General features: G+C 61.2%; 20 protein-coding genes. 11 read left to right on the top strand and 9 right to left on the bottom strand.

Annotated elements, in window-relative coordinates; all coding sequences use genetic code 11:
* Positions 1–46: 46 nt before the first annotated feature.
* The 6 genes from cmk (at position 47) to ACWHYV_RS00545 (ending at position 5530) form a co-directional block, all read left to right on the top strand.
* Positions 47–649 carry a (d)CMP kinase gene (cmk, locus tag ACWHYV_RS00570; protein ID WP_447978721.1) on the top strand — a complete coding sequence of 201 codons (603 nt, stop codon included), beginning with the start codon at positions 47–49 and terminating at the stop codon, positions 647–649.
* Positions 646–1278: a lysophospholipid acyltransferase family protein gene (locus ACWHYV_RS00565; RefSeq protein ID WP_447978720.1), complete on the top strand. Its 633-nt coding sequence runs from the start codon at positions 646–648 to the stop codon at positions 1276–1278. The genes cmk and ACWHYV_RS00565 overlap by 4 nt, the downstream gene beginning before the upstream one ends.
* 92 nt (positions 1279–1370) lie before the next feature.
* Entirely contained in the window at positions 1371–3080 is a 1710-nt protein-coding gene (locus ACWHYV_RS00560) for a 30S ribosomal protein S1 (RefSeq protein WP_447978719.1), read from the top strand.
* 75 nt (positions 3081–3155) lie between these two features.
* Positions 3156–4004 (top strand): signal peptide peptidase SppA, encoded by an 849-nt coding sequence (gene sppA / locus ACWHYV_RS00555; RefSeq protein WP_447978718.1) that lies wholly within the window; start codon positions 3156–3158, stop codon positions 4002–4004.
* 69 nt (positions 4005–4073) lie between these two features.
* A complete protein-coding gene (locus tag ACWHYV_RS00550) occupies positions 4074–5072 on the top strand; it encodes a hypothetical protein (RefSeq protein WP_447978717.1) in 999 nt (332 codons plus the stop codon).
* Positions 5073–5095: 23 nt separating this feature from the next.
* On the top strand, positions 5096–5530 hold the full coding sequence (locus ACWHYV_RS00545) for a hypothetical protein (RefSeq protein WP_447978716.1): 435 nt from the start codon (positions 5096–5098) through the stop codon (positions 5528–5530).
* A gap of 230 nt (positions 5531–5760) precedes the next feature.
* Here the strand turns inward: ACWHYV_RS00545 and ACWHYV_RS00540 are convergent, their stop codons facing one another.
* Positions 5761–6084 carry a hypothetical protein gene (locus ACWHYV_RS00540; RefSeq protein ID WP_447978715.1) on the bottom strand — a complete coding sequence of 108 codons (324 nt, stop codon included), beginning with the start codon at positions 6082–6084 and terminating at the stop codon, positions 5761–5763.
* A gap of 71 nt (positions 6085–6155) precedes the next feature.
* Between ACWHYV_RS00540 and ACWHYV_RS00535 the strand changes: the two genes are divergently transcribed.
* From ACWHYV_RS00535 to ACWHYV_RS00520, 4 genes are all read left to right on the top strand, one after another.
* A complete protein-coding gene (locus ACWHYV_RS00535; protein WP_447978714.1) occupies positions 6156–7439 on the top strand; it encodes an FG-GAP repeat domain-containing protein in 1284 nt (427 codons plus the stop codon).
* An 81-nt stretch (positions 7440–7520) separates the two neighbouring features.
* On the top strand, positions 7521–7718 hold the full coding sequence (locus ACWHYV_RS00530; protein ID WP_447978713.1) for a hypothetical protein: 198 nt from the start codon (positions 7521–7523) through the stop codon (positions 7716–7718).
* Between the two features lie 127 nt (positions 7719–7845).
* Positions 7846–8007 carry a hypothetical protein gene (locus ACWHYV_RS00525; RefSeq protein WP_447978712.1) on the top strand — a complete coding sequence of 54 codons (162 nt, stop codon included), beginning with the start codon at positions 7846–7848 and terminating at the stop codon, positions 8005–8007.
* A 247-nt stretch (positions 8008–8254) separates the two neighbouring features.
* Positions 8255–8968: a D-alanyl-D-alanine carboxypeptidase family protein gene (locus tag ACWHYV_RS00520; protein ID WP_447978711.1), complete on the top strand. Its 714-nt coding sequence runs from the start codon at positions 8255–8257 to the stop codon at positions 8966–8968.
* A 118-nt stretch (positions 8969–9086) separates the two neighbouring features.
* On the opposite strand, the gene ACWHYV_RS00515 is transcribed toward ACWHYV_RS00520, so the two are convergent.
* The gene (locus ACWHYV_RS00515) at positions 9087–9617 is read right to left on the bottom strand and encodes a hypothetical protein (protein WP_447978710.1); all 531 of its coding nucleotides are present in this window, start codon (positions 9615–9617) and stop codon (positions 9087–9089) included.
* A 120-nt stretch (positions 9618–9737) separates the two neighbouring features.
* Complete coding sequence (locus ACWHYV_RS00510) at positions 9738–10688, bottom strand: LysR family transcriptional regulator (protein ID WP_447978709.1); 951 nt, start codon at positions 10686–10688, stop codon at positions 9738–9740.
* A gap of 176 nt (positions 10689–10864) precedes the next feature.
* On the opposite strand from ACWHYV_RS00510, the gene ACWHYV_RS00505 reads away from it, so the two are divergent.
* Positions 10865–11326 (top strand): group I truncated hemoglobin, encoded by a 462-nt coding sequence (locus ACWHYV_RS00505; protein WP_447978708.1) that lies wholly within the window; start codon positions 10865–10867, stop codon positions 11324–11326.
* A gap of 32 nt (positions 11327–11358) precedes the next feature.
* Here the strand turns inward: ACWHYV_RS00505 and ACWHYV_RS00500 are convergent, their stop codons facing one another.
* The 6 genes from ACWHYV_RS00500 to ACWHYV_RS00475 form a co-directional block, all read right to left on the bottom strand.
* Complete coding sequence (locus ACWHYV_RS00500) at positions 11359–11667, bottom strand: hypothetical protein (RefSeq protein WP_447978707.1); 309 nt, start codon at positions 11665–11667, stop codon at positions 11359–11361.
* 2 nt (positions 11668–11669) lie between these two features.
* Positions 11670–12020: a DUF2065 family protein gene (locus tag ACWHYV_RS00495; RefSeq protein WP_447978706.1), complete on the bottom strand. Its 351-nt coding sequence runs from the start codon at positions 12018–12020 to the stop codon at positions 11670–11672.
* Positions 12021–12085: 65 nt separating this feature from the next.
* Positions 12086–13360: a Glu/Leu/Phe/Val family dehydrogenase gene (locus ACWHYV_RS00490; RefSeq protein ID WP_447978705.1), complete on the bottom strand. Its 1275-nt coding sequence runs from the start codon at positions 13358–13360 to the stop codon at positions 12086–12088.
* A gap of 4 nt (positions 13361–13364) precedes the next feature.
* Entirely contained in the window at positions 13365–14078 is a 714-nt protein-coding gene (lipB, locus tag ACWHYV_RS00485) for a lipoyl(octanoyl) transferase LipB (protein ID WP_447978704.1), read from the bottom strand.
* Positions 14079–14087: 9 nt separating this feature from the next.
* On the bottom strand, positions 14088–14990 hold the full coding sequence (locus ACWHYV_RS00480) for a S1C family serine protease (RefSeq protein WP_447978703.1): 903 nt from the start codon (positions 14988–14990) through the stop codon (positions 14088–14090).
* A 552-nt stretch (positions 14991–15542) separates the two neighbouring features.
* Positions 15543–16799, bottom strand: a complete 1257-nt coding sequence (locus tag ACWHYV_RS00475; RefSeq protein ID WP_447978702.1) for a sigma-70 family RNA polymerase sigma factor — start codon at positions 16797–16799, stop codon at positions 15543–15545.
* Positions 16800–16891 lie beyond the last annotated feature (92 nt).

Raw genomic sequence — 16891 nt, 5'->3', positions numbered from 1 at the left:
CATTGACGGACCGGCCGGGGTCGGGAAGAGCACCGTCGCCAAACAGTTGGCGGCGCGGCTGGGGTACCGCTATCTTGATACGGGGTCGCTCTACCGCGCGGTGGCTTGGAAGGTACGGCGATACGGCATCGATCCTTCAACGCCCTCAACCGTCGCGGCGATGCTGTCCTCGACGGTGCTCGACCTCCATCAGGATCCGCAGGCGCCGCGCATTTCCATCGACGGTCATGATGTGACCCAGGAGATTCGAACCCCCGAGGTCAGCCAGATGGCGTCCGTGGTGTCCGCAATCCCGCTCGTCCGCGAGTGGCTGTTGCCGGTGCAGCGAACCCTCGCCGGACACGAGCGGGCGGTGGTGGAAGGACGGGACATCGGGACCACCGTGTTCCCGAACGCCCCGGTGAAGTTTTTCTTGGATGCCAGCAGCGAGGTCCGGGCCGCCAGACGGCAGCGGGAGTTGATCGCGGCCGGGCACACGGCCTCGTTCGATCGGACCCGGACCGAGATGGAATCGCGTGATCGCCACGACCGGTCGCGCCCCATCGCTCCACTGGCCGTGGCCCCGGACGCCACGGTCATCGACACCTCCTCGCTGACCGTCGACGAGGTGGTGGAACGGATGCTGGCGGTCGTTGCATCCAAACTGTGAGCGGGCTGTTCTATTGGTCGCTTTGGTACTTGTTTCGCGCCATCGGCCGTCTCTGCTTCCGGTATCGAACGATCGGCGAGGAGCAGATTCCGAGGCACGGCGGCCTTCTCATCGCGGCGAACCATGCCAGCTTTCTCGACATCCCGTTCCTGGGCTGCGGGATCCCGAGGCGGGTGGCGTTCTTGGGGCGTCAGGATCTGTTTCCGTTTCCTGGGTTTCGATGGGTGTTTCGATGGCTCGGCTGGATCCCGATCCGTCATGACCGTCTCGACCGGACGGGGTTCGGCACAGCGATCGATCTGATCAAGAACGGGCACGCCGTCGTGATCTATCCGGAGGGGACGCGCACGAAGACCGGGCGGTTGGGCCCGGGAAAGCCGGGCGTCGGAATGATCGTCGCCGAAACCGGCTGCCCTGTGGTCCCCGCGTACATTTTCGGAACCTATGAGGCCCTTCCGATGGACTCGGCCCGCATTCGGTGCCATCCCATCGGGGTGTCCTTCGGCAAGCCGCTTGAGTTTCACGGCGAGTTGGAGCGATTGCCGCGCAAGGAGTTTTATCGCCATGTGAGCCGGAGCGTGATGGAGCGCATCGCGGAATTGGGCCGCGTGCCTCCACCCGCGATGTAGGGCGTCCGGCAGTCGGGCGTTTTAGCGCTGAGAAGCGCCCGACTTTCTCAACCATCAGCACCGACCCAGTCGGGAGATTGGATACCGCAGGCATGAACACCGGGGCAAAGCAGACAGGGGAGCAGATGGATCGGGGCGCGCTCGCCGCCCTCTATGAGGAGACCTTCAAGAACTTCGAAGAAGGGACGATCATCGAGGGCCGCGTGGTGGGCATCAGTAAAGACAAGGTGGTGGTGGACATCGGCTACAAGTCCGAGGGGATGATCCCAGCCGACCAGTTCTCGAATGAAGAGTTGCAGACGCTGAAAGTCGGCGACCGCATCCAGGTCTACATCGAAGATCGCGAGGATGCCGAGGGCAATCTCGTCCTGTCGAAGGAAAAAGCCGACAAGATGAAGGTGTGGGAAGAGCTCGAGAAGGCCCACAAGGACGAGAAGGTCGTGGAAGGCAAGATCGTCTCCCGGATCAAGGGCGGCATGATGGTCGATATCGGCGTCAAGGCCTTCCTGCCCGGCTCGCAGATCGATCTCCACCCGGTGCGCGACCTCGATTCGCTGATCGGGAAGACCTTTCCCTTCAAGATCATCAAGATCAATCATCGCCGCGGCAACGTAGTCGTCTCCCGGCGCATCCTCCTCGAGGAAACGCGCGATCGCAAGCGCCAGAGCACGCTCTCGACACTCAAGGAAGGCCAACTCATCCAGGGCGTGGTGAAGAACATCACCGAGTATGGAGCGTTCATCGATCTCGGGGGCATCGACGGCCTCTTGCACATCACCGACATGTCGTGGGGCCGCGTCGGACATCCTTCGGAAATGTTCGTGGTCGGCGACAAGGTCGAGGTCATGGTGTTGAAATACGATCGCGAAACGGGCCGGATCTCCCTCGGGCTGAAGCAAAAGGGGCCGGACCCTTGGACGAATGTCGCCTCCAAGTATCAAGTGAACAGCCGGGTCCGTGGCAAAGTCGTGAGCTTGACCGATTACGGCGCCTTCATCGAGCTCGAGCCCGGGGTGGAGGGCTTGGTCCACGTGTCGGAGATGTCCTGGACCCATGAGGTCCGCCATCCTTCGAAGCTCGTCTCGATTGGTGACCAGGTCGAGGCTCAGGTTCTGAACATCGACATCCCGAATCGGAAGATTTCCCTCGGAATGAAGCAGACCGCGCCGAACCCTTGGGACATGGTGGAAGCCAAGTATCCGGTCGGCACCCGCATCGAAGGCAAGGTGAAGAGTCTGACGGATTTCGGCGCCTTTGTCGGATTGGAAGAGGGCATCGACGGCTTGATCCATATCTCGGACATGTCCTGGACCAAGCACGTCAAGCATCCATCCGAGCTGTTCAAGAAAGGACAGAAGGTGGAGGCAGTGGTCCTCAAGATCGATCGGGAGAAGGAACGGCTTTCCCTCGGCTACAAGCAGCTCACCCGCGATCCGTGGGAGGATGAGATCCCCAGCCGCTACCGCGTGGGCGCGTCGGCAATCGGCAAGGTCACGAAGATCACCGACTTCGGCGTCTTCGTGGAGCTCGAAGGAGGCGTGGAGGGCCTGATCCACATCAGCGAGACCTCGCTGGAGCCGAGCACCAAGCTGGAAGAGCGCTTCAAGCTCGGCGATGAAGTGTCGGCCAAGATCATCAAGGTCGATCGCGAGGAGCGGAAGATCGCGTTGAGCCTCCGGGAGTTCAGGCTGGACAGCGAACGCCGTCAGATGGACGAGTATCACGCGAGCCAGGGCGCCATCGATCAAAGCTTGGGGCGGACGGCCAAGAAAACCAAGAAGCGCGGCGACCAGGATGAATGACGGTCGCCGGCCCATAGACCACGGCGCTCCATGACCGACGACTCTTCTCCTCGACGTCGACCCGGACTCTTCCGGGTGCTCGGATGGACCCTGCTCGCAGGTCTCGTTTTGCTGGTCGTCATCAACATCCTCTTTCCCGACCTGGATCTTTCGGGAGAGGAGCGGATCGGACTGATCCGCGTGGAAGGAGTCATCCTGGATGCGCAGGCCACCGTCGGGGATCTCAAGCGCTACGGCGAGAACCCCTTGGTCCGAGCCATCGTGTTGCGGATCGACAGCCCGGGCGGCGGCGTGGTGCCGTCACAGGAAATCTACGATGCAGTCAAACGTGTTCGGGAAAAGCACAACAAGTTCGTCGTGACGTCGATGGGGACCGTCGCCGCTTCGGGCGGCTACTACATTGCGGCGGCGACCGACCGGATCGTCGCCAACCCCGGCACGCTGACGGGCAGCATCGGCGTGATCATGGAGCTCGCCAACGTCGAAGGGCTGATGAAAAAGATCGGCGTCGAAAGCGTCGTGGTGAAGAGCGGCGACCATAAAGATCTGGGCTCTCCGTTTCGCGCGCTCAGCGCCGATGACCGGCAGATCTTGCAGACGGTCATGGACGATGTGCACAACCAGTTCATCGAGGCGGTCGCCGAAGGCCGTTCACTGGACGTGAAGGAGGTCCGCGCTTTGGCTGACGGCCGCATCTTTACCGGCCGGCAGGCGAAGCAGGTCAAGCTCGTCGATGACCTGGGCGATCTGAACGATGCAATCAAGGTGGCTGCCGAGATGGCCGGCATCGAGGGCGAGCCGCACGTGGTCGAGCCACGACGCCGCTTTTCAATTCGTGAGTTGCTGGAAAGCCGCCTCGGCCGGATTCTGCCCCAGTTTCAATTCGAGACCGGGGTGCGGCTCAAGTATTTAATGGCATTCTGACGACCCGCCACCTGCAGGGCCTTCGCTGCGGGGCGGCGTCTCCTCACCTCCGAAACCAAGGAGCCTGGGATGTTCGATTCCAACCCACAGGCCACCGACACCGACGTCACCTGGACCAAAGAAGCCCTCGAACGCATGGAGCGCGCCCCCGGCTTTCTCCGGGGCATGGTGAAACGCCTTGCCGAGCGGAAGGCCAAGGAGCTGGGCATTACCGAGATCACCGCAGAGGTGCTCGATCGCTTCAAGAGTCAGATGATGGGCCGAATGGGCGGGGAAGAGGCGATGGCGGAGGCGGCCACCCGCCTCGGCGAGGGAAAAGTACCGTGGACAGCCGCGGCGAAAGCCCGCCTGGAGACGGTCCCCGAATTCATGCGTCCCATGATCGCGCAGATCGCCGAAGAAATTGCGGTCGAGCGCGGGCATCTCGAAGTGAACGTCGAGCTGTTCGAGAAGGTCGAAGCGCTCGGCGATGTTCAAGAGCACTCGGCCCCGGCGCTCCCATGGACTCCTGGCGCACTGTCCCGCTTGCAGGAGAAGATCCGCAATTCACCGCCGATCGCTATGGATTTCGTCACCGACATGTTGAAACGGGACACGGAGGACATGGCGCGAGAGCGGGGGCTGACCGAAATCGATGAAGCCACGCTCCTTCGGCTCTGGGACGCACCGCAGGAACGCATCACGTGGACCGATGAGGCCTGGAAGCGGCTGTTGACGTCACCCGATTTCGTCCGGAGCGGCATCCGGAAGGCCGCGGAACGACGCGCGCGCAAGCTCGGATTGAAGGAGATCGATTCTGAGCATCTCACCAAGTTCCGGAATGAAGCGATGATGAAGGCGGTCAAGCGGATTCGGTCGTTCGGATACAACGAGCTCACCTTCGACGCGTTTGACACGGCGTTGGCAAAGACGAAGCGCCTGCAGGGCAATGAGCAGGCCGAAAAGCGGCTGGAAGAGATTCGTGACCACTTCAAAGGCCCGGCCACGAAGAAGCCGGAGGGCGGCACCCTGGGCGCCGAGTTGATGGACCGGTTCCGCAGGTATTTGAAAGGCGAGGGTTCGCTGTAAGCGAATGGGACCCGGAGGTGGACGTGGCAGCTGGTGCCTTGCTCTTCGTCCTCATCCTCCTGACGGCCTGCTCGAGCGCGCTTAAGCGCGACGGCTTATGCCTTGCGACGTTGACGCCGGAGTACCTCAAGGCCCAGGACGATCTCCGGCGTCTGGGGAGCGCGCGCGCCAGTCAACCGGCCCACGAAGCGCTGCGTCGCGAATACGACGCGGTGGCGACCTGGCACGAGAAGGTCTACAAGCGCCTCCTGACCCGACTCGAAGAAGATCACATTCTCACCGAGACCTTCTTTGTCCTCCTGAGCGGAGGCCCCACGGTGATCTTCTATCCCATCGTCCGCTGGAATGTACGCTCGGTCTTTTGGGAGGACGAGGATCCGGACGCGGAGTCAGATCCCGTGACGGCGTACTGCGCCGAAAGGCTCTCCCGACTGCAGGTCTCGCTTGGTGATCTCTGAGGAGGGACGCTGAGCTCTTCGCGGAAGCAAAAGGGTGGAGGAGACATCTCTACAGGAGGATGAGAGACGTCAAACTTTGGGGCACGACCAAAGCTCTCCCTCCACCCTTTTCAATAAACCACAGCGGCGGGCCCTCGTTCAAGGGCGGGTCTTCCTTAAGGAAACGCCACGAGCGAGCGGCGCCAGCTTCTTGAGCAGTCCATCCGATCGTATTGAACTTATTAGTGAAGTTACCGTGAGACGGTCTGTTTCGGCCAGAACTTGTGACGGATCTGAGGGAGCGGGACGTTGTCGAAATTCGGGATGTCGTACAGACACCGGTCGATCGTCTCGACTTCCTGCGGCGTCAACTCGAGGGTCACCGTCTTTCTCCAGAATTGGTCCAGGGTATGATAATCCCCGGACTGCGGACGCTCGGCCAAGAGCGCCTGCATTTTTTTGAATCCCGGAGTGTCGACGCCGGGGATCCGTCCGTTGTTCCGATCGATACACCACTTCAATACTTCAGCGACTCCGTACATCGTCAATTCGATCTTCATCGTGTCCTCGGCCATACCTTCCTCCTCTATGGAGGCCATTCTAGCGCAATCCCGGGATCGCCCGCCAGCGAAAAGGCCCGCCCCTCGTGGCTGTTGCCAAGGTCCGCGCGCGCTCGGTATACTCGGCCGTTGACTTGTCGCACGATTCGAACCCCGGTTACCCATTGTTCTTCTTGTTCTTCGCCTACCGCTCGCCCCGCCTGACCCAACGCCTCTCCCTGATCGCGGCGATCACGCTGTGTCTCCTGATGCCCCTCGGTTGCTCCGAGAAAGATCCTTATACGCCGCCGGACCTCTTGTATCTCTTCGCCACCTACCCGGTCGGGAAGAATCCCACGTCCGTGGCGACGGCGGACTTCAATGACGACGGATACACGGATATCATCACGACGAACATTGGAAACGATTCGCTGTCGATCTTGTTCGGCCTTGGCGATGGGACCTTCAAGGAGCAAGTTCAGATTCCGGTGGCTAAAGAGCCGAGGGCCCTCGCGCTCGCCGACTTCAACGGCGACGGTCACTCAGATCTGGCCATCGCCTGCTCCGGCAGCGACCAAGTCGCAATCTTCTTTGGTCTATCCGGGGGAAGCTTCGGCTCCGGTCAACGGTATAGCGTCCACCGCACCCCGGTCTCGATCACGACCGGGGACTTCAACGGCGACGGTACTGCGGATCTGGCCGTCGCGCTCCGGAACGACAAGATCAAACTGCTTCTGGGACGGGGTGACGGCACGTTTATCGATGGGCCGCAGTACGAACACGGCGATACGCCGACTTCGATCGCCGCCGCCGACCTGGACCGAGATGGAAAGATGGATCTAGCCGTGACGAACGGAGGCCCGATGAGCAGCGCGGTCTCGATCTGGCTGGGCAATGGGGACGGGACGTTCAAGGAACCGACGGACTACCGGACCGGCAAACGCCCGCTCGTCGTCACCTTTGCGGATTTCAACCGCGATGACTTGCCCGACCTCTTGGTCATGAACGGAGAAATGGACACGTTTACGATCTTCATCGGCAACGGCAACGGAACGTTTCAGCCGGGCAAGGAATCCGGCGCCGACGCCGGACCCGTCTATGGACTCGGGCGGGACTTCGATGGGGACGGCCAAACGGACGTCGCCATCGTCAACGTGCAGTCGAACAACCTTTCCGTGCTCTATGGACGCGGCGACGGCACGTTTCGGTATCCCCCGATCAACTACAGGACTCGCGGCGGTCCGTTTGCCCTCGCATCACTACGCCTCACGACAAAATCAACGGAAGAGCCGGGCTTGGTTATGGCCAACAACGGCGCGGCCAGCGTCTCGATCTTTTTGCACCGCGGGCTCCACCCGGGCGCGCCTCCCACGCATCAGGCTTCCTCTTGACCACATTCTTCAGCTTTCTTGACAGCTTCCGAATCCTCGGTTAGAGTCAGCTCCAGGGTCGTGCACAGACGCGAGCTTGCTGTGAGGACGTTTGCATGGTGGTTCAGTATGGGCGCGTTGATGACGCTGGCGGTCTTGATGGTTCAAGGCGGCGTCCATGATTTGCTTGCGGAGACGCGCCCGCCCGGCCTCGGCGCCTATATGACCTTCGCCATTACGATCTTCGGCGGCGGCCTCCTCGCCGGTTGCCTTGCCCTCATTATGAATCGCCTGCGCTAACCCGGCTGTCTTTTGGCTTGACAGTGCCTACGGCCTCGGGTAGAAGCTGGCGATAATTTGTGAGCGTCATCACGGATGATCGCACGGCTGGTCGGCGGATATGCATTGCTTGAAGTGCAAGGGGTACATGATGGTCGAGCGTCACTACACGCTGGTGAACCGCCGCTTGTATGCCCGGTGTTTGAATTGCGGATTCTGGCTCGATCTCGCCGACCTGTTGCGCTTCTTCCACAAAGTCATCGACAACGGCTTCCGGGGCGCCAAGATCCGTGAAACCTTGTCCCTCTGACGCCGTGCTCCATGTCCCGGCCCGCAAGGCTGGCTGTCCTTCGTTCACCCCTCCGTCCCTGGTCCCCTTCGTCGTCCTCTTCATCACCCTGGCCGTTCTTTCCCTCATCGTCCCGGCCGAAAGCGTCGCGGAGCGGCGAGCGAATCGCACTGCACTCCATCCACCTACGGCATTTTCGCCGAGCGCGGCCCCCTTTCCAACGCTCCGCCGTTTTCGTATCCCGGCTGAAAGCATTTTGTTGAAGGACTTGGCGACGGGCCAGATCCTCTATGAGTTCGCACCCGATCGCCCCGTGTCTCCTGCCAGTTTGACCAAGATCATGACCGCCTTGGTCATCCTGGACCATGGCCGTTTGGATGATCCGGTCGTCGTGACGCAGGAAGCCGCTGCCGCGCCGAAAACCCATTTGCGTTTGAAGGCCGGCCAGGTGTTCAGACTCGAAGACCTGTTGCGAGCGATGCTGATCACCTCCGCCAACGATGCGTGTTTGGCCGCGGCGATCCACGTTGGCGGCTCACAGGCCGAGTTTGTCGCGATGATGAACGAGAAGGCGAGATCCTTGGGGTTGTCCCGCACCCACTTCGAGAACGCGTGTGGATTCGATGGCCCGACCCACTACTCGACCGCCCAGGACTTGGCCTCCTTGTCCGAGATCGCCATGCACCACCCGCGCTTTCGTGCCTACGTGAAGGAAGAGCGGCATGTTATGGCCGCCGTCAACGGCAATCGAACCTATCTCCTCCGCACGACGAACCGCCTCCTGGGCCGGATGCCCGGCGTCGAGGGCGTGAAGACGGGATTTACTTCGAAAGCCGGCCGGTGCCTGATCGCCAAGGTTTCACAAAACGGCCGGGAATTGCTTCTCGTCCTGCTCCATGCGCCTCGTCGATGGAACACGGCGGCTCATTTGATCAACTTCGGGCTTCAGACCCCCGTCACCCCCCACATCGCTCTTCGCTGATCTGTTCCGACGAGACACAAGGCGGTGCTCACCCTCCGGCACCATCAGTCGGTCGTCGCGCTGTGAGGTTGGCAATCCTAGACTGGTGGGATCGGCCGATCGTCAATGAGAAAGGAGACTATTGCGGCTGGCTGAACTCGATGTTGACGTCTTTGCCCAGGTAGTTGACCAAGAACCCTTGCTTCTCATAGTTCAGGACGGCCCCCATGACGTTCTCATCGCCATAGTCCTCTTTTCCGAGGATCTTTCGAATATCATCAGGGCTCTCGCTGTTGAGGACGTTCCGGAAGACGCCCCGGGCCTTATAGGCAAAGCGGTTGTTGATGAAGATCATGTCGACCTTCCCGTCCATGACACGAACCCCGGCCATCGGACCGGTCGGTTTGCGTTGGTCCAGCAGCAAAATGAACGTCGCTTCCTGTTCGGCTTTCACGCCCGGAATTTTCTCGTTGACCAACACATCATAGGCCTTGCTCTCGGGATCTCCGAGCTTCACGCCGAACAAGGACACGTCCGTGCTCTTGAAGGACTTGGGATCCATGACATCGTTCTTGCTCAGCTCATACGGTTCGGCCTGGGCCACTGCCGCCATCAGGCTGCCTGCGACCCAAGCAGTCACGAGCAAGACTTCCCAACGTCTCCCTGGCATCGTATCCTCCTTAGGTTCAGTAGAAGACTAGGGGTGAGAGCGCGACGACGTGTGCTGATCAGGGTGGCATTGTAGCGCACGATTGGGCGGAACTGCAAGAAACACAGCCCCCGAGCCTCCTCAGGATACCTGCGCGGGCGCGGGTATCCGGCTCGCTCCTCCGGTCTCCGGCTCTTCATCCATCCGCAGGTCTGCGAGCGTCTGGCGGCAGAGGCGGAGAAACTCCTGAGCAGCCTTCCCCAAATGCCGATGAGCCAGGTGGGCCAGACCCACCGTATGCCGAGGGACCGGATCGCATAGCTCAATCAGCCGCAACGCGCCGTCGTGCATCCGCTGGCGGACATACAGCTCGGGGAGGATCGTCATTCCTGCCCCCTGCTTGACCGCCTCGAGGATCCCCTCAGGGGATGCCATCTCCACCGAGACTTGAGGCCGCACGCCGACCGCCTGGCATTCCGCCTCGATCATCTTGCGGAGGCAATAATCACTGGGCAGCAGCACCAAGGGCAACGTGGGAAGATCCCGCATCCGCACCCGTCTGACGGGCATCCGCCGTCCCGCCGGTGTGACCAGCATGAGCGTTTCCGTGAACAGCCGGCTCGTCACCAATCGATCGCTCGATACCGGCAACAAGCAGATCCCAACGTCTAGACGATTGGCCAGGAGTTGCTCTTCGATCATGGCGGAAGGCTCGGCGTGGATCTGCAGATGGACGCGCGGGAACCGTTGCTTGAAACGGCAGACCAGCGGAGGAATCAGATAAGAGTTCACCGTGGAAAGGGCACCGACGAGAAGGCGGCCGACTTCGGCGCCACTCAAGTCCCGGATCGATTCGACCGCCAATTCCATCTCCCGCAGGATCCGGCGCGCGTAGTCGGCGAGCACGCGTCCCGCTTCTGTCAGCTCGACCCGGCGACCCAGCCGGTCGAATAGGGGGCTGCCCAGCTCGTCCTCGAGCGCGGCAATTTGGATGGATAGCGACGGCTGGGAGACGAATACCTTCTCCGCGGCCTTCGTAAAGCTCTGGCAGTCCGCGACAGCCAGAAAATATCGAAGCTGTCTGATCTCCATGGGGTCCTCTTGACGCTTTCGGCGAATGCCGGCTGGAACAAGGCCACGGCTGATAAGCTGAGACTATAGCAATTATTAAAAGAATATATTTGAACTATGACAGAATACGCCTTACCTTGACCAGCGTCAAGGAGAGGCTGCTTTCAGCCTTCCAATCTCAACAGAAGGAGGACACCGTGCCTATCATCGATCGTCATACTCCCATTCGCAGCTTGGCCTTCGTCGTCTGGGCCGGACTCATCGCCTGCTCATCGACCAACGGAGAGATGAAGGCCGATTCGACGTCGCTCTACCAACGGCTCGGTGGCAAGCCGGCGATCACGGCTGTGATCGACCAGTTCGTGGCGAACGTTGCCGCCGACCCTCGCATCAGCCAACGTTTCCAGACGACGGACATTCCCAAACTCAAGAAGCACCTGGTCGACCAAGTCTGTGCGGCTACCGGGGGACCGTGTACGTACACGGGGCGCGACATGAAGACGACTCACGCCGGCATGCGCATCACGACGGCCGACTTCAACGCGTTGGTCGAGGACCTGGTGGCGGCGCTGAATACGTTCAAGGTCGCCGAAGCCGACAAGAAGGAACTGCTGGGGATCCTGGGACCGATGAAGAAGGATATCGTGGAGGTTCCGTAGCCAGTCAGGGCGGTCCCTCGGGCCGCCCCGCCTCAGTCTCCTTTGGCCGTCTTGAGGAGCAGACCGCCAAGCAGCCGAAGTCGTCCGAAGTATTCGCTGCAGTCGTCGCCCAGGTCGGGCAGGAGATGATCGAGGTCTTCGAGGCAACTTTCGAGGATGTCGATCCGCTGAGGATCGAGCCCCTCCGTGGAGTCCAGGAAATAGACCATGCATCCGGCGATAACGGTGTCCAGCGTCATCAGCTCGCCCTCTCCGGGACCCGAGATCTTGGGCCATCCCGCCTCCCGGTGCCGCTCCCATACCGCGATCAAGTCGCCCCTCAGTGCATCATTCTGTGCCATGGCTACTTTCCTCCGACCCACCCGGATGCATGCAGCAGTAGGATGGCCAACATGCAAAGGCTCAAGCCCCAAAAGCGGTAGTCCACGTCATCACGCCGAAGGCACCATTCCACCACCCGCTGCCGCCACGCGTCCGGGCTGGCTGCCAGAAAGAGACCTTTGGCGATCATCGCGAGCCCGGTGAACGCCCATAACGATTCGTACCGCAGGCCGCGCGTTCCAATCACGAGGACGAGGCCCAGGAAGGCCCCCAGGCCTTCCCATCCCAGGACGCGTGGGGCCAGCGCCAGCAACTGCCGCACCTGCTCGACGACATGACGCGGCGCGACCAGCAGCGCGAGACCGTCAGCCATCCAGATTCCGGCAATGACCGCAAGCAGATACCGGATAGAGCACCTGCGGACCCGCCAAGCATCGTCTAGGGGTATAAGCCCCTGGCCAGATGTGCTTGTGCGACTCGGTCAATTCCATTCATCAGCGCCGCCATTCGCATCGACGTGCGCTGTCGCTGGGAAAACTCCACGGTGCGATGAAAAGCGGATGTGATGATGTCGTGCAGCCGATCTTGAATGTCCTTCGCCTTCCAGAAGAACCGCTGGGCGTCCTGCACCCATTCGAAATAAGAGACGATCACGCCACCCGAATTGGCCAGGATGTCGGGAATGAGGAAGACGCCCTTGTCGCTCAGCACCTGGTCGGCCTCCAGCGTGGTCGGTCCGTTGGCTCCTTCGGCTAGAATCCGACACCGAACGTTCGAAGCGTTTTTTGCCGTGATCTGTTCCGACAACGCGGCCGGGATCAGGACGGTGCACTCCAGGCTCAAGAGATCCTCGTTGGTAATCGGCTCGCCGAGTTTGGTCTCTTGGAGCGGCTGCTTCTCGCTCTGGTAGCGTCGCAGCAATTGCGGGAGATCGAGCCCCTTTCGGTTATAAACCCCGCCAGTCTTGTCGCTCACGGCTATCACCTTCGCACCGGCTTCATGCATGATGCGGGCCGTATGGCTCCCGACATTCCCGAACCCCTGCACGACGACGGTGGCGTGGTCGATGTCGAGACGTAAATGTCGTAGGGCCTCCAGCGTGACGTACACCACGCCGCGACCGGTCGCTTCCTCCCGGCCCAGACTCCCGCCGATCGCCAACGGTTTGCCGGTGACGACACCGGGGACGGCGAACCCGACTTGCTGGCTATAGGTGTCCATGATCCATGCCATCACCTGAGCGTCGGTCCCGACATCGGGGGCGGGCACGTCCCGGTCAGGCCCGATCATCTGGAGAATTTCTGCCGCATACCGTCGGGTCAGACGCTGCAACTCCCCGCGCGACAGCCGTTCCGGTGCCACGCGGACCCCGCCTTTCGCCCCGCCGTACGGCAACCCGGCCAACGCGCACTTCCAGGTCATCCACATGGCCAGGGCCGCGACCTCCCCGAGATTCACGCCGGGATGATAGCGGATGCCGCCCTTCGAGGGGCCGCGCGCCGAATCGTGCTGGACTCGATAGCCCGTGAACACCTTGACCGTCCCGTCATCCATTCTGACCGGCACGCTGACGATCAAGGAACGATCGGGCATCTTCAGACGTTCTCGGAGATTCGGGTCGAGGCCCATCATTTCGGCCGCCTGATCGAACTGGGCCACCGCCAGGCGGAAGGTCGGATCATCCAACTCGTTCGTCCGTACGCCTTCGATCATAACGTCAGGTCTCCCGATCAACGTGGGCCACCAGGCCTTCGCTCACCAACTCCTGATCCATCGTGTACCACTCCAAGTCGAACACGTCGGCGAAGATGTCCGTCAACCGCTGCCGCACAGCGGTGATATCAGGAGCAGAGCCGAGCACCTCGGCCATCGAGGTCACGCGACACCCCGAGATTCCACACGGCATGATATGGCGGAACGGGCGAAGATCGACCGTCACATTGAGCGCAAATCCGTGCATGGTGACCCCTTTCTGAATCTTCACCCCCATCGCCGAGATTTTTGACGGATCCTGATCACCGACCCATACGCCCGTCAGTTTCTCGATTCGCCGGCCCTTGATGCCCCACTCCCGCAACGTCCGTATCACCACCTCTTCGAGCCGTCGCATGTACTCTTTCGGACCTGAACAGACCCGGGCGAGGGACAGAATAGGGTAGCCGATGACCTGCCCCGGTCCGTGATAGGTGATGGAACCGCCCCGCTCGACGTGATACACCGGGAAGCCTTCGTCGATCAGACGCTTCTCATCACAGCCCCAATGTTCCGGTCGTCCGCTCCGCCCGATGGTGAAGACCGGGTCGTGCTCGAGCACCATGAGGGTGTCGGGCCAGGCGTCGGCAATCCGCCTGGCGACGAGCGCCTGCTGCAGCGCCCATGCTGCCTCGTAGGCCACCCGATCACACGTGATCAACGCACCGGGCGCTTCCATGACGACCCTCTATGGCGCGGAGGCGAACGGATCTCTCGGCAGGCTGATGGTCGTCTGTCCGTTCCGGCCGTAGACGGTCAGTTGCGCGGGGAGCGGAGTCCCCGTGCGCAGGAACGCGTGCCAAAAATCTCCCATATTGTAGACCTGCGCCCCGTCAACCGCCGTGATGACATCGCCGGCTTGGAGACCGGATTCGGCCGCCAATCGCTGCGGCTCGACTTGAACGGCAAGCACGCCCCGGTCCACCTCCAACGAGAAACTTGCGACCACGCTCGGGGTCACGGTAAGCGGGATGAACCCGAGTTCCGGACGCAACACACTCCCGCGCACGAGCATCGACTGGATGTGCGCGTAGACGGCATCGATGGCGATCGCGTATCCAATCGCTTGCGCGGAAGGGGCGATCGCCACGTTCAGGCCGACCACCCGGCCCGACAGGTCCACCAAAGGCCCGCCGCTGCTCCCCGGGTTGATTGCCGCGTCCGTTTGAATCAAATCGTAGAGGGTTTCGCCGTTGGGCGCAAGAATCGATCGATCCAAGGCGCTCACGACCCCGACGGTCACCGTCGCGCCGCCCTTGAGGGCGAAAGGATTGCCGATTGCGACGACCGTCTCTCCGATCTCGAGCGCCGAGGACCGCCCCAATCGTGCAGCTACCAGATCCTTTGCCTGGATCTTGATGAGCGCCAGGTCGAGCACGAAATCCCGAGCGACGACGCGCCCCGGGGTCAATCGCCCTGAGGGGAGCCCAACGACCACGCTTTTCACATTTTCAACCAGATGGTTGTTGGTGAGGATGTAGCCGTGCTCGTCGACGATAATCCCAGACCCGGAGCCTGGAGGAGTTGGATGGAGAGGTGAACTCGGGGGAATCCCTCGTGTCAGGACGGTGACAACGGAGGGTTTGACCATGGAGACGACGGCGGGTACCGATAGGACTTTGGCAGCCGCCTCATTGGAGACTGCGTAAGCAGGAGTGGCGGTAACGGTCAAGGCCAGAAGAGCAGCCGCGGGCCAGGCTGAAAACGGGCGGCTTGCGCCCGAAGGGAACGGCCAGGTCGTCCTGTTGCCCGCAATGCCCTGCATGCAGCTCCGCATCAGTACTCGTCGGCATTCTACCCAAAGGACCCACACGACGCCAGTGCAGACGGTCGCACGGCCGCCGATCGCTCCTTCCTTTCGTCAGTAGTTTCACGAGACCGGTGCCGATTCCCGATCGACCTTCTCACGCGACCACCTTGTATGTATTTGATCCTCTTCCATGACAGCATCTCTGCGGCCGCCGTGTGAAGCGGTGGATCACAGCCCCCTCAGGTAAAGGCGCCCTGAACCCGAGGCGCCTGCGAGCAGACAGCTTGTCCGGGACAGAGACAAGCCGTGCCGCTCGGATCAGCTGGACTGCAGAAGAAGTAGGAGAAGCTCGGTAGGCCAAGGCCCCCGGATCGTAGCCGGGAGCCTTGGAACTCACTCTTTGATGGCGGCAAACATCTGCTTGATTTCAGGCGTCTTGAGTTTCTTGAGCGCCTTGGCCTCGATCTGCCTGATGCGCTCGCGTGTCACCGAGAGATTCTGGCCGACCTGCTCGAGCGTGAACGGCTCATCTTGTCCGATGCCAAAGCGCATGCGAATGACCGTCTGCTCACGGGGCGTCAACGTGGCGAGGATCCGGTCCAGCTCACGGGTCAACTCCGTTCGATGAACGTGCGAGTCGGGGCTCATGGCATTCCGATCGGCGATCAGCTCGCCGAAGAGCGTCTCACCGTCCCCGACAGGATTTTCCAACGACACCGGTTCCTGAAAGACCTGCAGGGTGTCCTGGATTTTTTCGGGATGGACTTGGAGAGCCTCCCCGATCTCTTCCGCCCTCGGCTCGCGCCCTAGCTGCTGGGCCAGGCGCCGAGTCGTCCGAACAATCCGATGCGAAGATTCCGTCATGTGGACGGGAATCCGGATGGTCCTTGACTGATCGGCCAAGGCGCGCGTGATCCCCTGACGCACCCACCAGGTGGCATAGGTGCTGAACTTGAACCCCTTCCGGTACTGATAGCGTTCGGCGGCCTTCATCAGCCCGATGTTTCCCTCCTGGATGAGATCCATCAGACTGAGCCCTTTTCCGTTGTAATGCTTGGCGATGTCCACGACCAAGCGCAGATTGCACCGGACCAGCTCATCCTTGGCCCGTTCGAGCACGATCCGCGCCTGACGAATCTGATTCAGGCACTTCGTCAGCTGCCGCTCTCGGAATCCGCCAGCCCGCTGGTGTCCAGCTTCCTTGACAACTGTGGCCAAAGTCCGCTCAGCCAAGTCGAGAGCTGTGGCAGAAAAGCCGCTCAAGTGGCGGATCTCGTTCAGCGTCTGCAGGGCCTCGATCAGGGTCTCGTCTTTCTTCCATTTTCCTGAAATGTTCAGCGCTTCCCGAAGGGCCGCTCGAATTGCACGAGTCCCTTGGTCAATGCGCTTCGCCAACGCCACCTCTTCCTCACGGGTCAGGAGAGGCCGCTCTCCAAATGAGCGAAAATACAGCGATTCAAGCGCGAAGGACTCATCCTCAACCTTCTGGACCGGCTGCGGACGCTCCGGCGCCTCCTCCTCGACTTCGGCCTGCTCGCCAGATTCCCGTTCAATAAGCTCAAGAATATCGCTGGCTTCTGGATCATAGGCCTCAGGATCGACGATCAGCGTCGGCTCTTGTTGGTACTCGACCTGTTCTTCATGTCGCATTGTTGATGCCCTCTATTCTCCGGACCCTTTATGGGCCTGGAGTCCCCCTTCTACCTCCTCTTAGAGAACGACACCGCGAAAAAGATTCAAGA

The sequence above is a fragment of the Candidatus Nitrospira bockiana genome (assembly GCF_965152565.1).
Note: the sequence above shows the minus strand (reverse complement) of the source record. Positions and strands in the feature narration are given on the sequence as shown.

Coding starts and splice junctions, on each gene's coding strand:
- ACWHYV_RS00560 (WP_447978719.1), top strand. CDS start 1,371: ATGAACACCGGGGCAAAGCAGACAGGGGAGCAGATGGATCGGGGCGCG.
- ACWHYV_RS00550 (WP_447978717.1), top strand. CDS start 4,074: ATGTTCGATTCCAACCCACAGGCCACCGACACCGACGTCACCTGGACC.
- ACWHYV_RS00540 (WP_447978715.1), bottom strand. CDS start 6,084: ATGGCCGAGGACACGATGAAGATCGAATTGACGATGTACGGAGTCGCT.
- ACWHYV_RS00525 (WP_447978712.1), top strand. CDS start 7,846: ATGATGGTCGAGCGTCACTACACGCTGGTGAACCGCCGCTTGTATGCC.
- ACWHYV_RS00515 (WP_447978710.1), bottom strand. CDS start 9,617: ATGCCAGGGAGACGTTGGGAAGTCTTGCTCGTGACTGCTTGGGTCGCA.
- ACWHYV_RS00510 (WP_447978709.1), bottom strand. CDS start 10,688: ATGGAGATCAGACAGCTTCGATATTTTCTGGCTGTCGCGGACTGCCAG.
- ACWHYV_RS00500 (WP_447978707.1), bottom strand. CDS start 11,667: ATGGCACAGAATGATGCACTGAGGGGCGACTTGATCGCGGTATGGGAG.
- ACWHYV_RS00495 (WP_447978706.1), bottom strand. CDS start 12,020: ATGGCTGACGGTCTCGCGCTGCTGGTCGCGCCGCGTCATGTCGTCGAG.
- ACWHYV_RS00490 (WP_447978705.1), bottom strand. CDS start 13,360: ATGATCGAAGGCGTACGGACGAACGAGTTGGATGATCCGACCTTCCGC.
- lipB (WP_447978704.1), bottom strand. CDS start 14,078: ATGGAAGCGCCCGGTGCGTTGATCACGTGTGATCGGGTGGCCTACGAG.
- ACWHYV_RS00480 (WP_447978703.1), bottom strand. CDS start 14,990: ATGGTCAAACCCTCCGTTGTCACCGTCCTGACACGAGGGATTCCCCCG.
- ACWHYV_RS00475 (WP_447978702.1), bottom strand. CDS start 16,799: ATGCGACATGAAGAACAGGTCGAGTACCAACAAGAGCCGACGCTGATC.